The following is a 23,174-nucleotide window of genomic DNA, read 5'->3' on the forward strand; positions in this document are numbered from 1 at the left end:
CGCGTTATCCGGGCTACAACTGTAGGCCTGATAAGCGCAGCGCCATCAGGCAGTTCAGCGCACATTGCCGGATGGCGGCATAAATGCCTTATCCGGCCTACCGCTTCACCTCACTCAATAATCATCCCGCTCATCGTCTTCATCCGGCTGTTCCAGCACGCTGTAGGCCACGGAGCAAAACAGCGAGTTCAGACGCTGCATATCGCCCAACAGCGCCAGATGCAGGGAACTGGTCTCGATGCTTTGCACGTTCTGCTGATGCAGTCGGTCAACGTGCGCGTGCGAATAACGACGGTTGAGAATACGGAAGCGATGCTTGCTGCGGCGTAGACGACGGGCGCTGGTCACATCGCCGGAGAAGAACACCGACATCGCCAGCTGCAGATTGCTGAGCAGCTGATCGTAAAGCGCATCCAGCTCTTTCAGCCCTTCGACAGAGAATGCCCGACGGGCGGCCAGCGACTTATCGGCAATCTCACTCCCCATGCGCTCGACGATATCGGAAGCCTGTTCGAGGTTGAGCGACATTTCGATGATCTCCGCCCAACGGCGTGACTCCTCTTCCGCCAGTTCATCCTTTGGCATCCGCGCCAAATAGAGCTTAATCGCCGTGTACAGCACGTTGATGTCATCCGCCATCCTGCGCAACTCTTTCTCTTCGCGCGGCTCGCCGTGCATCACCTTCTTCAGCCCTTCCATCATCTGTTCCATGGCGTCGCCAATACGCAGGGCTTCACGGGCGGCATTCGCCAGCGCGAGCGTCGGCGTATCCAGCGCACTGACGTCCAAGTGTTTGGGCTTCAGATGCGCATCCAGCTCCGGCTCATCGCGGATGATGCGTTTACAAAAACGCGCCATCGGTTCGGCGAACGGCACCATCGCCACGCAGCGCACCAGGTTGTAGAAGACGTGGAAGTAGATAACCAGTTCAGATTTCGGCAGCGGTAACTCATCCATCAAATTCGCCAACGGATGAACAAACGGCAGGATAATCAGGCTGCCCACCAGCTTAAACAGCAGACTGCCGAGCGCCACACGACGGGCAGCGGCATTCGCAGCACTGTTGTTGAGCATCGCCAACAGGCCAGAGCCGAGGTTAGCGCCAATCACCAGACATAACGCTACCGGGAACGAGATAATGCCTGCGGCGGTCAGCGTTGCCGTCAACAGTACCGCCGCCAGGCTGGAGTAACTGATAATCGCAAACATGGCGCCGATCAGCGCATCCAGCATGATATCGCCGGTGAGCGAGGCGAAAATAACCTGTACGCCGTTAGCCTGAGTGATCGGCGTTACCGCCTGCACAATCAGCTCCAGCGCCAGCAAAATCAACCCCAGACCAATGCCTACCCGGCCCAGCTGTCCGGCACGAGACTGCTTGCGCCCAAGAAAGAAAATGACGCCGATAAAAATCAGCAAGGGTGACAGCCAGGAGAGATCGAAGGTCAGGATACGCGCCATCAGCGCGGTCCCCACGTCGGCGCCGAGCACAATCACCAGCGCAGGGGTGAGCGCCACCAGATCCTGCGCGACGAACGAGGTCACCAGCATAGTGGTCGCGTTGCTGCTTTGCACCAGAGCAGTAACGCCGATCCCTGCGCAAAAGGCGAGCGGCTTCTTTTCAACACTACGGCTGAGTACGGTGCGTAAACGAGCGCCGAAGACGCGCATCACACCCGTACGCACAATATGCGTACCCCAAACCAGCATCGCGACGGCAGAAAGCAGGTGTAACAGAGTTAACACGGAATCAGGTACTCCTTATCGTTATATGTTCCTGGGCTCGGCGCGGATAGCGTGCCTGATGGCGCTGCGCTTATCAGGCCTACAGAATGTCCCTTGTAGGCCGGATAAGGCGTTTACGCCGCCATCCGGCAAACAGCGCTCGCGAACCTTCTTTCAGTATAAGGGTTTAAACGTAATAAAGAGACAGGGCACTCATTGAGCGCCCTGTTTGTTGTAAAGAAAGATGACAGTTTTGTGAATCAATCGGCATCGTAGCCGAGATTCGGCGCTAACCAGCGCTCAACCTCCGCTACGCTCATCCCTTTACGGAAGGCGTAATCTTCAACCTGATCGCGCTGAATTTGCGCCACGGCGTAGTATTTGCTGTCCGGATGACTGAAATACCAGCCGGAGACCGACGCACCTGGCCACATCGCGAAGGATTCGGTGAGCTTCATTCCGGTGTGCGTCTCCACATCCAGCAGTTCCCAGATGGTGGCTTTTTCGGTATGTTCCGGGCACGCCGGATAACCCGGCGCCGGACGAATCCCCTGGTAGTTCTCGCGAATTAGCTCTTCATTACTGAGGTTCTCGTTTGCCGCATAACCCCAGTAGACTTTACGCACGCGCTCGTGCAGATATTCCGCGAATGCTTCCGCCAGACGGTCGGCGATCGCTTTCACCATAATCTTGTTGTAGTCGTCATGCTGGGCTTCGAAGGCGTCCGCCAGCGCATCTTCCTCCAGACCACCGGTAACTGCGAAAGCCCCAATGTAATCAGCTTTGCCGCTCAGTTTCGGCGCGACAAAGTCAGACAAGCAGTAGTTGGCGAAACCGACTTTTTCCGTCTGCTGACGCAGGTGATGGCTCACGTTGATGACGTGCGTCCGCGTCTCGTCACGGTAAATCTCGATGTCATCACCCACGCGGTTGGCCGGGAATAAACCCACCACACCGCGCGGATTCAGGGTCTTCTCTGCGCTGAGTTTATCGAGCATGTCGTTGGCGTCTTTGAACAGGCGCTTCGCCTCTTCCCCCACCACTTCATCCTCGAGGATGCGCGGATATTTTCCCGCCAGCGACCAGGTCATAAAGAACGGCGTCCAGTCGATGTAGTTACGCAGCGTTTCGATGCTGGCTTCGACTGGCTGTACGCCGAGGCGGTGCGCCACCGGCGGCGTGTAGTTTTCCCAGTCAAACGCCAGATCGTTTTCACGCGCGGCTGCCAGCGTTACCGGCGGGGTACGCGGTTTTTTACGCGCGTGCTGGATACGCACGGTTTCGTACTCTTTACGTGTACGGGCGACAAAATCATCGCGCTGGGTGTCAGAGAGCAGCGCGGCCACGACACCCACGGTACGCGAGGCGTTCTGCACGTACACCGTCGGGCCGCTATAGTTCTGCTCGATTTTTACCGCCGTGTGCGCTTTCGAGGTGGTCGCGCCGCCAATCAGCAGCGGAATAGTGAAGCCCTGACGCTCCATCTCTTTCGCCACGTTGACCATTTCGTCCAGCGACGGGGTGATAAGCCCGGAAAGGCCAATCAGATCGGCATTCACTTCACGCGCGGTTCTGAGGATTTTCTCCGCAGGCACCATCACGCCAAGGTCGACGATTTCGTAGTTGTTACATTGCAGCACCACGCCGACGATATTTTTACCGATATCGTGCACATCGCCCTTCACGGTCGCGATGACCATTTTGCCGTTGCTGGAACCTTTCTCTTTGCTGGCCTCAATGTACGGTTCAAGGTACGCCACCGCCTGCTTCATCACGCGGGCGGATTTCACCACCTGCGGCAGGAACATTTTGCCCTCGCCGAACAGGTCGCCAACCACGTTCATGCCGTCCATCAGCGGTCCTTCAATAACCTCGATCGGGCGCGCGGCCTGCTGGCGAGCTTCTTCGGTATCCAGCTCAATAAACTCGGTTATGCCTTTCACCAGCGAGTATTCGAGGCGCTTTTTCACGTCCCAACTGCGCCACTCCGCCATCTGGGCATTCGCCGTGTCGTCGGTTTTACTGCCGCGATACTTCTCGGCCAGCTCCAGCAGTCGTTCGGTGCCATCGTCACGGCGGTTGAGGATCACATCTTCAACGGCATCGCGCAGCTCGGTGGGCAGGTCGTCATAGATTGCCAGTTGTCCGGCGTTGACGATCCCCATATCCATGCCGTTGCGAATAGCATAGTAGAGGAATACCGCGTGAATGGCTTCACGAACCGGGTCGTTACCACGGAACGAGAACGACACGTTGGAGACACCACCGGAGATCAGCGCGTGCGGCAGTTCGCGTTTGATGTCTTCACAGGCACCGATAAAGTCCTGCGCATAGTTGTTGTGTTCCTCAATGCCGGTCGCCACCGCAAAGATGTTCGGGTCGAAGATAATGTCTTCCGGCGGGAAACCGACGTCTTCGGTCAAAATTTTGTAGGCGCGACGGCAGATCTCAATTTTGCGCGCGCGGGTGTCAGCCTGGCCCTGCTCGTCAAAGGCCATCACCACCACCGCGGCACCGTAGCGACGCAGCAGCTTCGCGTGATGAATAAAGGTCTCAACCCCCTCTTTCATCGAGATGGAGTTAACGATGCCTTTGCCCTGAATGCACTTCAGCCCTTTTTCGATAACGTCCCATTTTGATGAGTCGATCATAATCGGCACCCGGGCGATATCCGGTTCACCGGCAATCAGGTTGAGGAAACGCACCATCGCCGCTTCGGCGTCGAGCATCCCCTCATCCATGTTGATATCGATAATCTGTGCACCGCTTTCTACCTGCTGGCGGGCGACGTCCAGCGCCTCGCTGTATTTCTCTTCTTTGATCAGACGCTTAAACTTCGCCGAACCGGTAACGTTGGTCCGTTCGCCGACGTTTACAAACAGGCTGTCATCGCCGATGTTCAGCGGTTCGAGGCCAGACAGGCGGCAGGCCACCGGGATTTCCGGCAGCCGGCGCGGCGGCAGCCCGTCAACCGCACGGCTCATCGCAGCGATATGTTCCGGCGTGGTGCCGCAGCAGCCGCCAACAATATTCAGGAAACCCGCCTCGGCCCATTCGCGGATTTGCACCGCCATGGTGTCGGCATCGAGATCGTACTCACCAAAGGCGTTCGGCAGCCCAGCATTCGGGTGCGCGGTCACGTAGCATTCGGCAATGCGCGACAGTTCCTGCACGTACTGGCGCAGTTCATCCGGCCCTAAGGCGCAGTTCAGACCAAAAGTCAGCGCATCGGCGTGGCGCAGGGAGTTGTAGAATGCTTCGGTGGTCTGGCCGGAGAGCGTACGCCCGGAAGCGTCGGTGATGGTGCCGGAGAGCATAATCGGCAGCTCAACGCCCAGCGCTTCGAATTCAGTTTTAACCGCGAAAATAGCGGCTTTGGCGTTGAGGGTATCGAAAACGGTTTCAATCAGGATCAGGTCACTGCCGCCTTCCACCAGCGCTTTGGTGGATTCCCGGTAGGCGGCCACCAGCTGATCAAAGGTAATATTACGGTAAGCCGGGTCGTTGACGTCGGGCGAGATAGATGCCGTACGGTTAGTTGGGCCAAGCACGCCCGCGACATAGCGCGGTTTGTTCGGCGTGCGCGCCGTCCATTCGTCTGCCGCCGCGCGCGCCAGTTTGGCTGCCGCAAAGTTGATTTCCGCCGACAGGGATTCCATCTGGTAATCCGCCATGGCGATAGTCGTGGAGTTAAAGGTGTTGGTTTCGATGATGTCCGCGCCCGCCTCGAAGTAGGCGTTGTGAATCGCGGCGATCACCTCCGGTTTGCTGAGCACCAACAGGTCGTTGTTGCCTTTCAGATCGCACGGCCATTCGGCAAAGCGTTCGCCGCGGAAATCCTCTTCGCTCAGACGATATCCCTGGATCATGGTGCCCATACCGCCGTCCAGCACCAGAATACGTTCATTTAACTGCTGACGTAATTGTTCTACTTTGCTGCTCACACTCGCTCCCGACAACGCTCAACCAGACCGAAAAAAACTCAACAGGCCATACTGGCACAAACCTGAGAGGCGGAAAAGAGAACAACGGCCAACATGAGACATGTTCAGCTTCACTCATCCGATCAGTACAGGAATTCTTGCATTATATTTGAATAAAACGAAAATGATTTCCACGATACAGAAAAGGAGTCTGCCATGGTTGCCCCCGTTCCCGCGAAACGCGGTAGAAAACCCGCCGCTACCACTGCGCCCGCAACCGGGCAGGTTCAGTCCCTGACGCGTGGCCTGAAGCTGCTCGAGTGGATTGCGGAATCCAACGGAAGCGTGGCGCTGACCGAGCTGGCGCAGCAGGCCGGCCTGCCAAACTCCACGACTCACCGATTGTTGACCACCATGCAGCAGCAGGGATTTGTTCGTCAGGTGGGTGAATTAGGGCATTGGGCCGTGGGCGCGCATGCGTTTATCGTCGGCAGCAGCTTTTTGCAAAGCCGTAATCTGCTGGCGATTGTCCACCCGATTCTGCGCAAGCTAATGGAAGATTCCGGTGAAACGGTAAACCTCGCCGTGCTGGATCAAAGCGACCATCAGGCGATTATTATCGACCAGGTGCAGTGCACCCAACTGATGCGCATGTCCGCGCCCATCGGCGGCAAACTGCCGATGCACGCCTCCGGGGCGGGCAAAGCGTTTTTATCCCAGCTGAGCGAAGAACAGGTGACTGGGTTGCTGCACCGTAAAGGTCTGCACGCCTACACTCACGCCACGCTGGTGTCACCGGTGCATCTGAAAGAGGATCTCGCCCAGACACGTAAGCGCGGCTATTCCTTTGATGATGAGGAACATGCGCTGGGCCTGCGTTGCGTGGCGTCGTGCATCTATGACGAGCACCGCCAGCCGTTCGCCGCCATTTCCATCTCCGGCCCGATTTCGCGCATTACCGACGATCGCGTGACCGAGTTTGGCGCCATGGCGATCAAAGCGGCGAAAGAAGTGACGCTGGCGTATGGCGGCATTAAATAAACAAAATGCCCCAAAGGGGGCATTTTCGGTAGGCCTGATAAGCGTAGCGCCATCAGGCAGATCGGCGCACATTTCCGGATGGCGGCGCAAGCGCCTTATCCGGCCTACGGTCGGTTTCATAACGCACGCTGAACCGTTGCCGACGACGGTAGGCGTAGACATCTTCCACGTGCCCTTCCCGGATCCGCGTTTGCAAACCCCGCCAGTAGTCGGCGTTGAACAAGTCAGCGTGCATCTCTTCAAATAGCGGACCAATACGCGGGTCAGCACACAGCCAGTGGCGAAACTCTTCCGGGAAGACATCCCCTGGCGATACGCTGTACCACGGCTCGGCGCTCATCTCATCTTCCGGATAACGCGGAGGCGGGATATGGCGGAAATTCACCTCCGTCATATAGCAAATTTCGTCGTAGTCATAGAACACCACGCGCCCGTGACGGGTCACGCCGAAGTTCTTAAACAGCATATCGCCTGGGAAAATATTGGCGGCGGCCAGCTGACGGATCGCGTTGCCGTACTCTTCAATGGCATCGCGCAGTTGCTGGCCTTCGACCTGCTCCAGCCAGATATTCAGCGGCACCATCCGCCGTTCAATATACAGATGGCGAATGACAATCTGATCGCCGAGATCGGTAATTTTTTCCGGGGCTTCCTGCAATAACAGCGCCATCAGTGCCGGATCGATTTGCCGTTTATCCAGCACAAAGTTCTCGAACTCCTGGGTGTCAGCCATCCGCCCAACGCGATCATGCTCTTTAACCAGTTGATAACAGGCGCGGACGTGGGCGGCAGACATCTCTTTTTGCGGCGCAAATTTGTCTTTGATAACTTTAAACACCCGATCAAAGCCCGGTAGAGTAAACACCAGCATCACCATGCCGCGAATCCCCGGCGCTTCGATAAATTGCTCATCGCAATGGGCAAGATAGAGCAGATATTCACGGTAGCTTTCGGTTTTGGCGTGCTTCTGGCAGCCAATCGCCATATACAATTCAGCGGTGGTTTTACCGGGCAGGATCTCGCGCAACCACTCCACCAGTGCCGCGGGCAACGGTGCATACACCATGAAATAGGAACGAGCAAAGCCAAAAACAATGCTCGCCTCCGCCGTCGTGGTCAGGCAGGTATCGACAAACAGCTCGCCTTCGTCTGTCCGGTGAATTGGCAGTAAAAACGGCAGCGTCCCGGAAGGGGTAATCAGCTTCCCGACCAGCCAGGCGGCCTTATTGCGATAAAACAGCTCGTTCGCCACCTGTAAATGGCAGCCCTGCAACACATCCGCACCGAGGGTTTCGGTCAGGTGCTCAATGATGTAGTGGATATCCCGATGTTTGTTCTGCCACGGCAGACGCAAGGGCAGATCGCTAAGGACGCGAGTTAGCAGCCACTCCCAGCCGGTATCGGGAAAAAAGTCTTTCGCCAGCGGGCGTGGGATCGTGCGGAAACGGCGCTCTGGTTGAGAGCTGAAAATAAACAGCCGCTCGGGAGTCAGCGAGCGGTGGTCAAATAATCGGCAGTAAACGGAGTTAAAAAAACTCTCCGCAATCTCGAAGCGTGGGTAATCCGGCAAGAGCCGGGTGTAATGCTCTTTCACGCGAAGTAAAAAATCCGCATCAGTGCTTTTACCGTCAGTAATACAACGCAGTTGTTCCACCACCAGACCCACATGATGATCGTAAAGGTGGATACGACTTTTCATCGCCTGTTGAACAGCATGCCAGTCGGCATGTTCAAAACGCTGTTGCGCACCAGAGGTAACTTCCAGAAATCGACCATACTGCGCGTCAAAGCCTTGCAGGATGGTTTGAGCAATCAGTAATTCCAGGCCACGCGTCATTGATTTCTCCCATCCGGCATAACGTCATGCCGGATGGCGCGTTCGCTTATCCGGCCTACATCCCTTCGTAGGCCCGGTAAGCGCAGCGCCACCGGGCAGTGATCAGAACTGCGATTCTTCGGTCGACCCGGTCAGCGCGGTAACGGATGACGCGCCACCCTGAATAATGGTCGTCACTTTATCGAAGTAACCAGTGCCCACTTCCTGCTGATGGGATACAAAGGTGTAACCGTCTTTAGCCGCCGCAAATTCTGGCTGCTGAACCTTCTCAACATAGTGGCGCATGCCTTCACCCTGCGCATAGGAGCGTGCGAGGTCGAACATGTTGAACCACATACTGTGAATACCCGCCAGGGTAATAAACTGGTATTTGTAGCCCATGTCAGACAGCTGCTGCTGGAAGCTGGCGATGGTTTTATCGTCCAGATTTTTCTGCCAGTTAAACGACGGCGAACAGTTGTAGGCCAGCAGTTTGCCGGGGAATTTCGCGTGAATCGCATCGGCAAAGCGCTTCGCCAGTTCGAGATCCGGCGTGGAGGTTTCACACCACACCAGATCCGCATAAGGTGCATAGGCCAGACCACGGCTGATCGCCTGCTCAATACCCGCATGCGTACGGTAGAACCCTTCGCTGGTACGTTCGCCGGTGATGAACTCGCTGTCGTATGGGTCGCAGTCAGACGTTATCAGATCGGCTGCGTCAGCATCAGTACGCGCAATAACCAGCGTCGGAACACCCATGACGTCGGCTGCCAGACGGGCGGCCACCAGTTTCTGGATAGCTTCCTGAGTCGGCACCAGAACTTTGCCGCCCATGTGACCACATTTTTTTACCGATGCGAGCTGATCTTCGAAGTGAACGGCCGCTGCACCAGCCTCAATCATCGATTTCATCAGTTCAAACGCGTTCAGTACGCCGCCAAAACCGGCTTCGGCATCAGCAACGATCGGCAGGAAGTAATCCACATAGCGCGGATCGTTCGGTTCAATACCTGTTGACCATTGGATCTGATCGGCGCGACGGAATGTGTTGTTGATCCGATCCACCACTGCCGGGACGGAGTTCGCCGGATACAGCGATTGGTCCGGGTACATGCTGGAGGCCAGGTTGGCATCTGCCGCCACCTGCCAGCCTGAAAGGTAGACCGCTTCAATACCGGCTTTCGCCTGCTGCAGCGCCTGGCCGCCGGTCAGCGCGCCGAGGCTGTTGATATAGCCTTTCTTCGATTCACCGTGCAGCAAACGCCACATTTTCGCTGCGCCAAGCTGCGCCAGCGTGCATTCCGGGTTGACCGAGCCACGTAATTTCACCACTTCCTCCGCGCTATATGGGCGGGTAATGCCTTCCCAGCGCGGTTGTGTCCATTCTTTCTGTAATTCTTCGATTTGTTGGGTACGGGTTTTCATGTGCAGATGCTCCATATTGTTTTGTGGTGGATTACGCAAGCAGGCGGTAACCTGGCAGGGTGAGGAAGTCGATTAAGTCATCTGATGTGGTGATTTGCTCCATCAGGCGCGCGGCATCGTCAAAACGCCCGCTGCTGTAGCGGTGTTCGCCCAGCTCGTCCTGAATCACCAGCATCTCTTCAGCCAGCATCTGGCGGAACAGCGGCTTGGTCACCGGTTTGCCATTGCTGAGCGTTTTCTGGTGGTGGATCCACTGCCAGATGGAGGTACGGGAGATTTCGGCGGTGGCCGCATCTTCCATCAGACCGTAAATCGGTACGCAGCCGTTGCCGGAGATCCACGCTTCGATGTACTGCACCGCCACACGGATGTTGGCGCGCATGCCTTCTTCAGTACGTTCACCTTCACAAGGCGCCAGCAGTTGTTCTGCGGTAATCGGCGCATCTTCTTCACGGGTCACGAACAGCTGATTTTTGTTTTCACCGAGTACGTCGTTGAACACCGCCATTGCGGTATCTGCCAGTCCCGGATGAGCAATCCAAGTGCCGTCATGACCGTTATTGGCTTCCAGCGCTTTGTCCGCTTTGACTTTGGTCAGCACCTGGTTGTTACGTTCCGCATCTTTGCTGGGAATGAACGCCGCCATGCCGCCCATCGCGAACGCGCCGCGTTTATGGCAGGTTTTAATCAGCAGGCGCGAATAGGCGCTGAGGAATGGCTTATCCATCGTCACCACCTGACGGTCTGGCAACACGCGATCCGGGTGGTTCTTCAGCGTTTTGATATAGCTGAAAATGTAGTCCCAGCGACCGCAGTTCAGGCCGACAATATGGTCACGCAGCGCGTGCAGAATTTCGTCCATCTGGAAAACGGCCGGCAGCGTTTCAATCAGCAGAGTCGCTTTAATGGTGCCACGCGGCAGATTAAAGCGATCCTCCGCATAGCTGAACACTTCGCTCCACCATGCTGCTTCTTGCCAGGCTTGCGTTTTTGGCAGATAGAAATAAGGGCCGCTGCCTTTTGCCAGTAACGCTTTGTAGTTGTGGAAGAAATAGAGGGCAAAATCGAACAGGCTGCCCGGGATGGGTTCACCACGCCAGGTGACATGTTTTTCCGGCAGATGCAGGCCGCGAACGCGACACACCAACAGGGCTGGATTGGGTTTGAGCTGATAAATTTTACCGGCTTCGTTGGTGTAACTAATGGTGCCATTGACCGCATCGCGCAGGTTGATCTGCCCGTCGATTACTTTGCTCCACCCAGGAGCCAGCGAATCTTCAAAATCAGCCATAAAGACTTTGACGTTCGCGTTCAGCGCGTTGATGACCATCTTGCGCTCAACAGGCCCGGTTATCTCTACGCGGCGATCCAGTAAATCATCAGGAATACCGCGAATTTTCCAGTTACCTTCACGAATGGAAGCTGTTTCCGAAATAAAGTCAGGCAACTTACCGTCATCAATATCCTGCTGCTGTTGGATACGTGCAGCCAGAAGTTTATTGCGTTTTGGCGTAAATCTTGTCACCAGCTCGGTCAGAAACTCTACCGCTTCAGCGGTCAGAATCTGCTGTTCCTGTTCGCCACGCGGCCTGATGAAGACCAGTTCATCGGTTGTCGTTGCCTGTTGATTCATTGCGTAGTTCCTCGTCATTGATCCAAACACATCCCCAATGCGAACGAAGGATCGTTGTGCGGTTTTCGTTCAGCACAACTAAGACTACTCATTTAAATTTCAAAATCAAAAACAATTTCCATTTTTAATTTAAATATCAGTTAACTCACTGATAACAATATAAATAAAATTTAATTACATGATGAGGTGCGTTTCGGAAATAAAAAAGGCACCCGAAGGTGCCTGATTCAACATGCTGAAACGCTTAAGGATCGTCTGCTACAGAAGATTAATCCAGCGTTGGATTCATGTGACGCAGATCATATGGCGTGATCTGGTAGACGTAATAGTTGAGCCAGTTAGTAAACAACAGATTGCCGTGGCTGCGCCAGGTTGCCCGCGGTTTGTTTTGCGGGTCATCTTTCGGGAAGTAGTTATAGGGTACTTCCGGCGTCAGGCCCGCTTCGACGTCACGAAAATACTCACTGCCGAGCGTATGGGCGTCATATTCCGGATGGCCCGTCACAAAGGCAATACGTTTATCTTTGCTGGCAAACAGGTAGGCATCTCCCTCTTCTGTCTCGGCAAAAATCTCGAGATCGGTGTAGTCGCGAATAAGCGCAGCAGGAAAATCGGCATAGCGCGAATGCGGAGCCAAGAACGCATCATCGAATCCACGCGTCAGCAGCGCATGAGGATGCAGAATATGGTGCTCATAGACGCCTGAGAGTTTGTCCGTACGGGTTTGCTTAGGAATTCCGTACAGGATATTCAGCGCAGCCTGCACCGCCCAACAAACAAATAGCGTTGAGGTAACGTGATCTTTCGCCCATTCAAGCACTTGTTGAATCTGCGGCCAGTAAGCCACGTCATTAAATTCAACCAGACCCAACGGCGCGCCGGTCACGATCAGTCCGTCAAAGTTCTGATCGCTGATATCTTCGAAATTACAGTAAAAGTTATTCAGATGCTCCGTAGGGGTATTGCGTGACTCGCGAGCATCGATGCGCAATAGCTGAACATCTACCTGTAGTGGTGAGTTAGACAGTAAGCGCAGGAACTGGTTTTCCGTTTCAATCTTCTTGGGCATCAGGTTGAGGATGAGCACCTTCAGTGGTCGAATTTCCTGACCGGAAGCGCGGGATGTCGTCATCACAAAGACGTTTTCCTCACGTAAGAAACTGACGGCGGGTAGCTCGTCCTGCACGCGAATTGGCATAACCTGATAACCTCACTACATACGTTTAAACGTTTAGACATCCAGACAGCTGAAGATACCCAGGAATCATGCGAATGTCGAGCCTGCATGTTCAAGTTGAGAAAGTTTCACGGTTCCTTGCTGTAGAATAGTGCAGTAAACATAAAAGGAGAATGCTATGGCCCTGACCATTCGTCGTTCACGCCGGGACGAAGGCGAGAAGTTAGTTTCTATCTGGTGTCGTTCAGTCGATGCGACGCACCATTTCCTCTCACCGGATTACCGAATTGAGCTGGAAGAGCTGGTACGTTCATTTTTACCAGAAGCTCCACTATGGGTTGCAGTAACGGAAAAGGATGAGCCAGTCGCCTTTATGCTCCTGACCGATAAGCATATAGATGCTCTGTTTGTTGATCCGGATATGCGCGGTAGCGGTGTCGGTAAACTGCTGATTGAACATGCTTTATCGTTAACATCGACACTGACAACTGACGTTAACGAACAAAATGATCAAGCGGTGGGGTTTTATAAGAAAATGGGCTTTAAAGTGACGGGACGCACGGAAGTAGACGATCTCGGACGACCGTATCCGTTACTCAGCCTCGTACACGGGTAGCCGTACTTCCGGATAACTGCTGCACGCCGCACAGACGCAAAAAAGCCCATCCGTCAGGATGGGCTTCTTCACTTTAATTAATGCCTGGCAGTTCCCTACTCTCGCATGGGGAGACCCCACACTACCATCGGCGCTACGGCGTTTCACTTCTGAGTTCGGCATGGGGTCAGGTGGGACCACCGCGCTACAGCCGCCAGGCAAATTCTGTTTATCAACACGCCCTGGCATGTCGATGTCATCTGTAATCAGGCTGAAAATCGTCTCAATTCCGCCAAAACATCTTCGGCGTTGTAAGGTTAAGCCTCACGGTTCATTAGTATCGGTTAGCTCAATGTATCGCTACACTTACACACCCGACCTATCAACGTCGTCGTCTTCAACGTTCCTTCAGGAGACTTACAGTCTCAGGGAGAACTCATCTCGGGGCAAGTTTCGTGCTTAGATGCTTTCAGCACTTATCTCTTCCGCATTTAGCTACCGGGCAATGCCATTGGCATGACAACCCGAACACCAGTGATGCGTCCACTCCGGTCCTCTCGTACTAGGAGCAGCCCCCCTCAATTCTCCAGCGCCCACGGCAGATAGGGACCGAACTGTCTCACGACGTTCTAAACCCAGCTCGCGTACCACTTTAAATGGCGAACAGCCATACCCTTGGGACCTACTTCAGCCCCAGGATGTGATGAGCCGACATCGAGGTGCCAAACACCGCCGTCGATATGAACTCTTGGGCGGTATCAGCCTGTTATCCCCGGAGTACCTTTTATCCGTTGAGCGATGGCCCTTCCATTCAGAACCACCGGATCACTAAGACCTGCTTTCGCACCTGCTCGAGCCGTCACTCTCGCAGTCAAGCTAGCTTATGCCTTTGCACTAACCTCCTGATGTCCGACCAGGATTAGCTAACCTTCGTGCTCCTCCGTTACTCTTTAGGAGGAGACCGCCCCAGTCAAACTACCCACCAGACACTGTCCGCAACCCGGATTACGGGCCCACGTTAGAACACCAGCCATTAAAGGGTGGTATTTCAAGGTTGGCTCCATGCAGACTGGCGTCCACACTTCAAAGCCTCCCACCTATCCTACACATCAAGGACCAGTGTTCAGTGTCAAGCTATAGTAAAGGTTCACGGGGTCTTTCCGTCTTGCCGCGGGTACACTGCATCTTCACAGCGAGTTCAATTTCACTGAGTCTCGGGTGGAGACAGCCTGGCCATCATTACGCCATTCGTGCAGGTCGGAACTTACCCGACAAGGAATTTCGCTACCTTAGGACCGTTATAGTTACGGCCGCCGTTTACCGGGGCTTCGATCAAGAGCTTCTCCTTACGGATAACCCCATCAATTAACCTTCCGGCACCGGGCAGGCGTCACACCGTATACGTCCACTTTCGTGTTTGCACAGTGCTGTGTTTTTAATAAACAGTTGCAGCCAGCTGGTATCTTCGACTGATTTCAGCTCCATGAGTAAATCACTTCACCTACATATCAGCGTGCCTTCTCCCGAAGTTACGGCACCATTTTGCCTAGTTCCTTCACCCGAGTTCTCTCAAGCGCCTTGGTATTCTCTACCTGACCACCTGTGTCGGTTTGGGGTACGATTTCGTGTTACCTGATGCTTAGAGGCTTTTCCTGGAAGCAGGGCATTTGTTACTTCAGCACCGTAGTGCCTCGTCATCACACCTCAGCGTTAAAAAGGTACCGGATTTACCTGGAACCTCCGCCTACATGCTTAAACCGGGACAACCGTCGCCCGGCTAACATAGCCTTCTCCGTCCCCCCTTCGCAGTAACACCAAGTACAGGAATATTAACCTGTTTCCCATCGACTACGCCTTTCGGCCTCGCCTTAGGGGTCGACTCACCCTGCCCCGATTAACGTTGGACAGGAACCCTTGGTCTTCCGGCGTGCGGGTTTTTCACCCGCATTATCGTTACTTATGTCAGCATTCGCACTTCTGATACCTCCAGCATGCCTCACGACACACCTTCAACGGCTTACAGAACGCTCCCCTACCCAACAACACATAGTGTCGCTGCCGCAGCTTCGGTGCACAGTTTAGCCCCGTTACATCTTCCGCGCAGGCCGACTCGACCAGTGAGCTATTACGCTTTCTTTAAATGATGGCTGCTTCTAAGCCAACATCCTGGCTGTCTGTGCCTTCCCACATCGTTTCCCACTTAACTGTGACTTTGGGACCTTAGCTGGCGGTCTGGGTTGTTTCCCTCTTCACGACGGACGTTAGCACCCGCCGTGTGTCTCCCGTGATAACATTCTTCGGTATTCGCAGTTTGCATCGGGTTGGTAAGTCGGGATGACCCCCTAGCCGAAACAGTGCTCTACCCCCGAAGATGAATTCACGAGGCGCTACCTAAATAGCTTTCGGGGAGAACCAGCTATCTCCCGGTTTGATTGGCCTTTCACCCCCAGCCACAAGTCATCCGCTAATTTTTCAACATTAGTCGGTTCGGTCCTCCAGTTAGTGTTACCCAACCTTCAACCTGCCCATGGCTAGATCACCGGGTTTCGGGTCTATACCCTGCAACTTAACGCCCAGTTAAGACTCGGTTTCCCTTCGGCTCCCCTATGCGGTTAACCTTGCTACAGAATATAAGTCGCTGACCCATTATACAAAAGGTACGCAGTCACCCCATTAAGAGGCTCCCACTGCTTGTACGTACACGGTTTCAGGTTCTTTTTCACTCCCCTCGCCGGGGTTCTTTTCGCCTTTCCCTCACGGTACTGGTTCACTATCGGTCAGTCAGGAGTATTTAGCCTTGGAGGATGGTCCCCCCATATTCAGACAGGATACCACGTGTCCCGCCCTACTCTTCGAGTTCACAACCTGTGCATTTTGGTGTACGGGACTATCACCCTGTACCGTCGGACTTTCCAGACCGTTCCACTAACACACAAGCTGATTCAGACTCTGGGCTGCTCCCCGTTCGCTCGCCGCTACTGGGGGAATCTCGGTTGATTTCTTTTCCTCGGGGTACTTAGATGTTTCAGTTCCCCCGGTTCGCTTCATTACGCTATGTATTCACGTAATGATAGTGTGACGAATCACACTGGGTTTCCCCATTCGGAAATCGCCGGTTATAACGGTTCATATCACCTTACCGACGCTTATCGCAGATTAGCACGTCCTTCATCGCCTCTGACTGCCAGGGCATCCACCGTGTACGCTTAGTCGCTTAACCTCACAACCCGAAGATGTTTCTTTCGATTCATCATCGACTTGCAAAAATTTGAGAGACTCGAACACACCGCTTTTCATTTCTTATTACGGAGAAATGAAACAGTGTGTCGTTTCAATTTTCAGCTTGATCCAGATTTTTAAAGAGCAAAACTTCTTAATGCACTCGAAAGTACATTCAGAAGTTCATCATTCATCAGACAATCTGTGTGAGCACTACAAAGAACGCTTCTTTAAGGTAAGGAGGTGATCCAACCGCAGGTTCCCCTACGGTTACCTTGTTACGACTTCACCCCAGTCATGAATCACAAAGTGGTAAGCGCCCTCCCGAAGGTTAAGCTACCTACTTCTTTTGCAACCCACTCCCATGGTGTGACGGGCGGTGTGTACAAGGCCCGGGAACGTATTCACCGTGGCATTCTGATCCACGATTACTAGCGATTCCGACTTCATGGAGTCGAGTTGCAGACTCCAATCCGGACTACGACATACTTTATGAGGTCCGCTTGCTCTCGCGAGGTCGCTTCTCTTTGTATATGCCATTGTAGCACGTGTGTAGCCCTACTCGTAAGGGCCATGATGACTTGACGTCATCCCCACCTTCCTCCAGTTTATCACTGGCAGTCTCCTTTGAGTTCCCGGCCGAACCGCTGGCAACAAAGGATAAGGGTTGCGCTCGTTGCGGGACTTAACCCAACATTTCACAACACGAGCTGACGACAGCCATGCAGCACCTGTCTCACGGTTCCCGAAGGCACTAAAGCATCTCTGCTAAATTCCGTGGATGTCAAGAGTAGGTAAGGTTCTTCGCGTTGCATCGAATTAAACCACATGCTCCACCGCTTGTGCGGGCCCCCGTCAATTCATTTGAGTTTTAACCTTGCGGCCGTACTCCCCAGGCGGTCGACTTAACGCGTTAGCTCCGGAAGCCACGCCTCAAGGGCACAACCTCCAAGTCGACATCGTTTACGGCGTGGACTACCAGGGTATCTAATCCTGTTTGCTCCCCACGCTTTCGCACCTGAGCGTCAGTCTTTGTCCAGGGGGCCGCCTTCGCCACCGGTATTCCTCCAGATCTCTACGCATTTCACCGCTACACCTGGAATTCTACCCCCCTCTACAAGACTCTAGCCTGCCAGTTTCGGATGCAGTTCCCAGGTTGAGCCCGGGGATTTCACATCCGACTTGACAGACCGCCTGCGTGCGCTTTACGCCCAGTAATTCCGATTAACGCTTGCACCCTCCGTATTACCGCGGCTGCTGGCACGGAGTTAGCCGGTGCTTCTTCTGCGAGTAACGTCAATCGTTGCGGTTATTAACCACAACGCCTTCCTCCTCGCTGAAAGTACTTTACAACCCGAAGGCCTTCTTCATACACGCGGCATGGCTGCATCAGGCTTGCGCCCATTGTGCAATATTCCCCACTGCTGCCTCCCGTAGGAGTCTGGACCGTGTCTCAGTTCCAGTGTGGCTGGTCATCCTCTCAGACCAGCTAGGGATCGTCGCCTAGGTGAGCCGTTACCCCACCTACTAGCTAATCCCATCTGGGCACATCCGATGGCAAGAGGCCCGAAGGTCCCCCTCTTTGGTCTTGCGACGTTATGCGGTATTAGCTACCGTTTCCAGTAGTTATCCCCCTCCATCGGGCAGTTTCCCAGACATTACTCACCCGTCCGCCACTCGTCACCCAAGGAGCAAGCTCCTCTGTGCTACCGTTCGACTTGCATGTGTTAGGCCTGCCGCCAGCGTTCAATCTGAGCCATGATCAAACTCTTCAATTTAAGTTTGATGCTCGTGAATTAAACTTCGTAATGAATTACGTGTTCACTCAGAGACTTGGTATTCATTTTTCGTCTTGCGACGTTAAGAATCCGTATCTTCGAGTGCCCACACAGATTGTCTGATAAATTGTTAAAGAGCAGTTGCGACGCGCTTTAGCGCTCTGTCGCGAGGTGGCGTATATTACGCTTTCCTCTTTCAGAGTCAACCCTCATTTTCAGGTTTTTCTCTTCAACCGGACCGGCTGTTTGTGTGAAGTGATTCACATCCGCCGTGTCGATGGAGGCGCATTATAGGGAGTTTCCCTCAGCCCGCAACCCTTAAATGACAGAAAAATGACTGACTGCTGCATTCCACAGCAAAACACCGCCTTATACCCATTTACGCACAGAGTTATCCACAAAAATAAGGATCTCTTTCGCGAGCCACCTGGTTTTATCCCTCATCATATAGAGATGAAATAATGGAATTGAGGGAAAGAGAAAAATTCGCGAGCGTTGCGCAAACGTTTTCGTTACAATGCCACCGCACAACAAGGATGCCCCGTAAGGGGCGTTAGTTAAGTTTTTACGCAAGAATTCACCTAACGCTCTCTGTAATAGTCAAATCCAGGGGATTTACCATGCAACAACGTCGTCCAGTCCGCCGCGCTCTGCTCAGTGTTTCTGACAAGGCCGGTATCATCGAATTCGCTCAGGCACTTTCCGCACGTGGTGTGGAGCTGCTTTCAACAGGTGGCACTGCCCGCCTGTTAGCAGAGAAAGGTCTGCCAGTGACCGAAGTTTCCGATTACACCGGTTTCCCGGAAATGATGGATGGACGCGTGAAGACCCTGCATCCAAAAGTCCACGGCGGCATTTTGGGCCGTCGCGGTCAGGATGACGGAATAATGGAACAACATGGTATCGCGCCTATCGATATGGTGGTTGTTAACCTGTATCCATTCGCCCAGACCGTCGCCCGCGAAGGCTGCTCGCTGGAAGATGCGGTGGAGAACATTGATATCGGCGGCCCGACCATGGTGCGCTCCGCTGCCAAGAACCATAAAGATGTGGCTATCGTTGTGAAGAGCAGCGACTACGACGCCATTATTAAAGAGATGGATGCCAACGATGGTTCTCTGACCCTCGCCACCCGTTTCGATCTCGCCATCAAAGCCTTCGAACACACCGCCGCTTACGACAGCATGATTGCCAACTACTTCGGCAGCATGGTTCCGGCCTATCATGGTGAAAGCAAAGAAGCCGCTGGCCGCTTCCCGCGCACCCTGAACCTGAACTTCATTAAGAAGCAAGATATGCGCTACGGCGAGAACAGCCACCAGCAGGCTGCCTTCTATATAGAAGAGAATGTTAAAGAGGCTTCCGTTGCCACCGCAACGCAGGTACAGGGCAAAGCGCTCTCCTATAACAACATCGCTGATACCGATGCCGCACTGGAGTGTGTGAAAGAGTTCAACGAACCGGCCTGCGTGATCGTTAAGCACGCGAACCCATGCGGCGTGGCGGTAAGTACCTCTATTCTTGACGCTTACGATCGCGCCTACAAAACCGACCCGACCTCCGCATTCGGCGGCATCATCGCTTTCAACCGCGAGCTGGATGCTGAAACCGCGCAGGCGATTATCTCCCGCCAGTTCGTGGAAGTGATCATCGCGCCATCCGCCACAGCAGAAGCACTGAAAATTACCGCAGCCAAGCAGAACGTTCGCGTGCTGGTCTGCGGCCAATGGGCGCAGCGCGTTCCGGGCCTGGACTTCAAGCGCGTGAACGGCGGCCTGCTGGTTCAGGACCGTGACCTCGGTATGGTGAGCGAAGCTGAACTGCGCGTGGTAACCAAACGCCAACCGACCGGGCAAGAGCTGCGTGATGCGCTGTTCTGTTGGAAAGTGGCTAAATTCGTGAAATCCAACGCCATTGTTTACGCCAAAGAGAACATGACTATCGGCATAGGCGCAGGCCAGATGAGCCGCGTGTACTCCGCCAAAATTGCCGGGATTAAGGCCGCCGACGAAGGCCTGGAAGTGAAAGGATCCTCTATGGCGTCCGACGCTTTCTTCCCGTTCCGCGATGGGATTGATGCCGCTGCTGCCGCGGGCGTGACCTGCGTTATCCAGCCTGGTGGTTCTATCCGCGATGACGAAGTGATTGCCGCTGCCGATGAACACGGTATCGCGATGGTATTCACCGACATGCGCCACTTCCGCCATTAATTCACGGAGCAGACGATGAAAGTATTAGTGATTGGCAACGGCGGGCGCGAGCACGCCCTGGCCTGGAAAGCGGCGCAGTCTCCGCTGGTTTCCACCGTCTTTGTCGCACCGGGTAATGCCGGAACCGCACTGGAGCCTGCGTTACAAAACGTGGCCATCAGCGTGACCGACATTCCTGCGCTGCTGAGCTTTGCCCAGAACGAGAAGATCGATCTGACCATCGTTGGCCCGGAAGCGCCGCTGGTGATTGGCGTGGTCGATGCGTTCCGCGCCGCTGGCCTGAAGATCTTCGGGCCAACCGAAGGCGCCGCGCAGTTGGAAGGCTCCAAAGCCTTCACCAAAGATTTTCTCGCCCGTCACCAGATTCCGACGGCGGAATATCAGAACTTCACCGAAGTTGAGCCTGCACTGGCTTACTTACGCGAGAAAGGCGCGCCGATCGTTATTAAAGCCGACGGTCTGGCTGCCGGTAAAGGCGTTATCGTGGCGATGACGCTTGAAGAAGCCGAAGCCGCCGTGCATGACATGCTGGCCGGTAACGCGTTTGGCGACGCGGGCCATCGTATCGTTATCGAAGAGTTCCTCGACGGTGAAGAAGCCAGCTTCATCGTGATGGTCGACGGCGAGCACGTGCTGCCGATGGCCACCAGTCAGGACCACAAACGCGTCGGCAATGGTGATACTGGGCCGAACACCGGCGGGATGGGGGCCTACTCCCCTGCTCCGGTAGTGACTGACGAAGTACACCAGCGCACCATGGAACGCATCATCTGGCCAACCGTAAAAGGCATGGCGGCGGAAGGTAACACCTACACCGGTTTCCTCTACGCGGGTCTGATGATCGACAAGCAGGGCAACCCGAAGGTTATCGAGTTCAACTGCCGCTTCGGCGATCCGGAAACCCAGCCGATAATGCTGCGCATGAAATCGGATCTGGTGGATCTTTGCCTCGCCGCCTGCGACGGCAAGCTGGATGAGAAAACCTCCGAGTGGGACGAACGCGCCTCGCTGGGTGTGGTCATTGCCGCCGGCGGTTATCCGGGCAATTACAATACTGGCGATGAGATCCACGGTCTGCCGCTGGAAGACGTCGCTGACGGTAAGGTGTTCCACGCGGGCACCAAACTGTCTGCTGACGATCGCGTGCTGACCAACGGCGGCCGCGTTCTGTGCGCTACCGCACTGGGTCACACCGTGGCAGACGCGCAGAAACGCGCCTACGCCCTGATGACCGACATCCATTGGGACGGCAGCTTCAGCCGTAACGACATCGGCTGGCGCGCCATCGAACGTGAGCAAAACTAACGGCTGAGCTTAGCCAGCAGCGTTTTGCGCGTAATACCTAACTGACGGGCGGCTTCGGTTTTATTGCCGCCCGTTTTTTCCAGCGCCGCCAGAATCACCTCTTTTTCGACATCCACCAGCGGTTGGATCTCGCCACTGTATTCCGTTTTTATCGGCGTCGCAGCAATCGCCATTGGCAGTTCACGTTCAGCAATATATTCCCCCGTTAGCAGCACCACCGAGCGCTCAATCGCATTTTCCAGCTCACGAATATTGCCCGGCCAGTCGTAATGGATCAGGAGATCCATCGCCTGCGGAGTAAAGCCTTTCACCGCTTTTCGGTTACGCGCGGCAAAACGCTGGAGAAAATGTTCGGCCAGCAGCGGAATATCTTCCCGACGCTGGCGCAATGCTGGCATTTCAATGGTGACGACGTTCAGGCGATAGTAGAGATCCTGGCGAAAGCGCCCGGCACTGACTTCCTCCGCCAGATCCCGGTGCGTGGCGGCGATCAGCCGGACATCAACCGCAATAGTCTGGTTGCTGCCAACCCGCTGTACTTCTCGCTCCTGGATAGCTCGCAGCAGACGCACCTGCATCAACGGTGAAATATCGCCAATTTCATCAAGAAACAGCGTGCCGCCATCAGCTTCCACAAAGCGACCTTCCCGGCGTTTATCCGCCCCGGTAAACGCCCCTTTCTCGTGACCGAACAGCTCGGATTCCAGCAAAGATTCATTGAGTGCCGCGCAGTTCAGTGTTACCAGCGGCTTATCGCTGCGTGCGCTGCTGGCATGTAGCGCACGGGCCACCAGCTCTTTGCCCGTCCCGGAGTCTCCGTGGATGAGCACCGTGGCGTCCGAGGGCGCAACCATCGCAATTTCACTGAGCAACTGCTGCATCGCCGGACTGCGACCAATCATGCCAAACTGCGCCGCCGACGCTGACGGCAATTCAGCACCCGTTTCCCGCCTGTGCGCGAGCGCCTTCTCCAGCGTCTCCTGCAGCCGGTCAAAGTCCAGCGGTTTGATTAAGTAGTCCAGCGCCCCTGTTTTCAGCGCCTCAATGGCGGTCTCCACGCTGGAGAACGCCGTCATGATCAATACCGGAATCGCCGGATTCAGCGCTTTAATCTCTTTCAGCGTAGCGATACCGTCCATCTCTGCCATGCGCACATCGCACAGCACTAAATCAAATACACGTTCGCGCACCTGTTCCAGAGCCGCGCGCCCGCTATAGGCCAGCGCGACCTCATAACCCCAGCCGCGCAGCAGCGCCTGTAAAATGGTGCAGTGGCTAATATCGTCATCCACCACCAGAATAGTGATTTTTCCGCGCGTCATCC

Annotated in this window: 11 protein-coding genes and 3 rRNA genes; 4 read left to right on the forward strand and 10 right to left on the reverse strand. The window is 54.7% G+C overall.

Annotated features, from left to right (window positions below):
- Nucleotides 1-114: 114 nt before the first annotated feature.
- Together IB196_RS20950 and metH are read right to left on the reverse strand one after the other, a co-directional pair.
- Nucleotides 115-1,746, reverse strand: a complete 1,632-nt coding sequence (locus IB196_RS20950; RefSeq protein WP_040229869.1) for a Na/Pi cotransporter family protein — start codon at nt 1,744-1,746, stop codon at nt 115-117.
- A gap of 239 nt (nt 1,747-1,985) precedes the next feature.
- Complete coding sequence (metH, locus tag IB196_RS20955) at nt 1,986-5,669, reverse strand: methionine synthase (protein WP_188232224.1); 3,684 nt, start codon at nt 5,667-5,669, stop codon at nt 1,986-1,988.
- 195 nt (nt 5,670-5,864) lie between these two features.
- Here metH and iclR point away from each other — a divergent pair, with 195 nt between their 5' ends.
- Nucleotides 5,865-6,689, forward strand: coding sequence for a glyoxylate bypass operon transcriptional repressor IclR (gene iclR, locus IB196_RS20960; RefSeq protein ID WP_005132825.1), 825 nt, complete (start codon nt 5,865-5,867; stop codon nt 6,687-6,689).
- Nucleotides 6,690-6,741: 52 nt separating this feature from the next.
- Here the strand turns inward: iclR and aceK are convergent, their stop codons facing one another.
- The 4 genes from aceK to metA all read right to left on the reverse strand — a co-directional run bounded on the left by aceK (nt 6,742) and on the right by metA (nt 12,764).
- Nucleotides 6,742-8,526: a bifunctional isocitrate dehydrogenase kinase/phosphatase gene (aceK, locus tag IB196_RS20965; RefSeq protein ID WP_040229872.1), complete on the reverse strand. Its 1,785-nt coding sequence runs from the start codon at nt 8,524-8,526 to the stop codon at nt 6,742-6,744.
- A gap of 102 nt (nt 8,527-8,628) precedes the next feature.
- A complete protein-coding gene (gene aceA, locus IB196_RS20970) occupies nt 8,629-9,933 on the reverse strand; it encodes an isocitrate lyase (RefSeq protein ID WP_188232223.1) in 1,305 nt (434 codons plus the stop codon).
- Between the two features lie 31 nt (nt 9,934-9,964).
- Nucleotides 9,965-11,566 (reverse strand): malate synthase A, encoded by a 1,602-nt coding sequence (gene aceB / locus IB196_RS20975; RefSeq protein WP_005132836.1) that lies wholly within the window; start codon nt 11,564-11,566, stop codon nt 9,965-9,967.
- Nucleotides 11,567-11,834: 268 nt separating this feature from the next.
- Nucleotides 11,835-12,764: a homoserine O-succinyltransferase gene (gene metA, locus IB196_RS20980; protein ID WP_005132837.1), complete on the reverse strand. Its 930-nt coding sequence runs from the start codon at nt 12,762-12,764 to the stop codon at nt 11,835-11,837.
- Between the two features lie 157 nt (nt 12,765-12,921).
- Between metA and IB196_RS20985 the strand changes: the two genes are divergently transcribed.
- Entirely contained in the window at nt 12,922-13,359 is a 438-nt protein-coding gene (locus IB196_RS20985; RefSeq protein ID WP_005132840.1) for an acetyltransferase, read from the forward strand.
- A gap of 82 nt (nt 13,360-13,441) precedes the next feature.
- Here the strand turns inward: IB196_RS20985 and rrf are convergent.
- From rrf to IB196_RS21000, 3 genes are all read right to left on the reverse strand, one after another.
- A 5S ribosomal RNA gene (rrf, locus tag IB196_RS20990) occupies nt 13,442-13,557 on the reverse strand.
- A 94-nt stretch (nt 13,558-13,651) separates the two neighbouring features.
- A 23S ribosomal RNA gene (locus IB196_RS20995) occupies nt 13,652-16,558 on the reverse strand.
- Between the two features lie 235 nt (nt 16,559-16,793).
- Nucleotides 16,794-18,335 (reverse strand): 16S ribosomal RNA (locus IB196_RS21000).
- The 16S, 23S and 5S rRNA genes sit together here, the layout of an rRNA operon.
- A 620-nt stretch (nt 18,336-18,955) precedes the next feature.
- Between IB196_RS21000 and purH the strand changes: the two genes are divergently transcribed.
- Together purH and purD are read left to right on the forward strand one after the other, a co-directional pair.
- Nucleotides 18,956-20,545: a bifunctional phosphoribosylaminoimidazolecarboxamide formyltransferase/IMP cyclohydrolase gene (gene purH, locus IB196_RS21005; protein WP_188232270.1), complete on the forward strand. Its 1,590-nt coding sequence runs from the start codon at nt 18,956-18,958 to the stop codon at nt 20,543-20,545.
- A 15-nt stretch (nt 20,546-20,560) separates the two neighbouring features.
- Nucleotides 20,561-21,850, forward strand: coding sequence for a phosphoribosylamine--glycine ligase (gene purD, locus IB196_RS21010; protein WP_040230811.1), 1,290 nt, complete (start codon nt 20,561-20,563; stop codon nt 21,848-21,850).
- Here purD and zraR read toward each other — a convergent pair.
- A complete protein-coding gene (gene zraR, locus IB196_RS21015) occupies nt 21,847-23,172 on the reverse strand; it encodes a sigma-54-dependent response regulator transcription factor ZraR (RefSeq protein ID WP_005132845.1) in 1,326 nt (441 codons plus the stop codon). The two genes, purD and zraR, sit on opposite strands and share 4 nt — an antisense overlap.
- Nucleotides 23,173-23,174 lie beyond the last annotated feature (2 nt).

The sequence above is a fragment of the Citrobacter sp. C6_1 genome, assembly GCF_014596835.2.
Taxonomy (GTDB): Bacteria; Pseudomonadota; Gammaproteobacteria; order Enterobacterales; family Enterobacteriaceae; genus Citrobacter; species Citrobacter pasteurii.

What these genes read in the sequence shown, in the direction of transcription:
- iclR (WP_005132825.1), top strand. Translation starts at nt 5,865, where the DNA reads ATGGTTGCCCCCGTTCCCGCGAAACGCGGTAGAAAACCCGCCGCTACC.
- aceK (WP_040229872.1), bottom strand. Translation starts at nt 8,526, where the DNA reads ATGACGCGTGGCCTGGAATTACTGATTGCTCAAACCATCCTGCAAGGC.
- aceA (WP_188232223.1), bottom strand. Translation starts at nt 9,933, where the DNA reads ATGAAAACCCGTACCCAACAAATCGAAGAATTACAGAAAGAATGGACA.
- aceB (WP_005132836.1), bottom strand. Translation starts at nt 11,566, where the DNA reads ATGAATCAACAGGCAACGACAACCGATGAACTGGTCTTCATCAGGCCG.
- metA (WP_005132837.1), bottom strand. Translation starts at nt 12,764, where the DNA reads ATGCCAATTCGCGTGCAGGACGAGCTACCCGCCGTCAGTTTCTTACGT.
- IB196_RS20985 (WP_005132840.1), top strand. Translation starts at nt 12,922, where the DNA reads ATGGCCCTGACCATTCGTCGTTCACGCCGGGACGAAGGCGAGAAGTTA.
- purH (WP_188232270.1), top strand. Translation starts at nt 18,956, where the DNA reads ATGCAACAACGTCGTCCAGTCCGCCGCGCTCTGCTCAGTGTTTCTGAC.
- purD (WP_040230811.1), top strand. Translation starts at nt 20,561, where the DNA reads ATGAAAGTATTAGTGATTGGCAACGGCGGGCGCGAGCACGCCCTGGCC.
- zraR (WP_005132845.1), bottom strand. Translation starts at nt 23,172, where the DNA reads ATGACGCGCGGAAAAATCACTATTCTGGTGGTGGATGACGATATTAGC.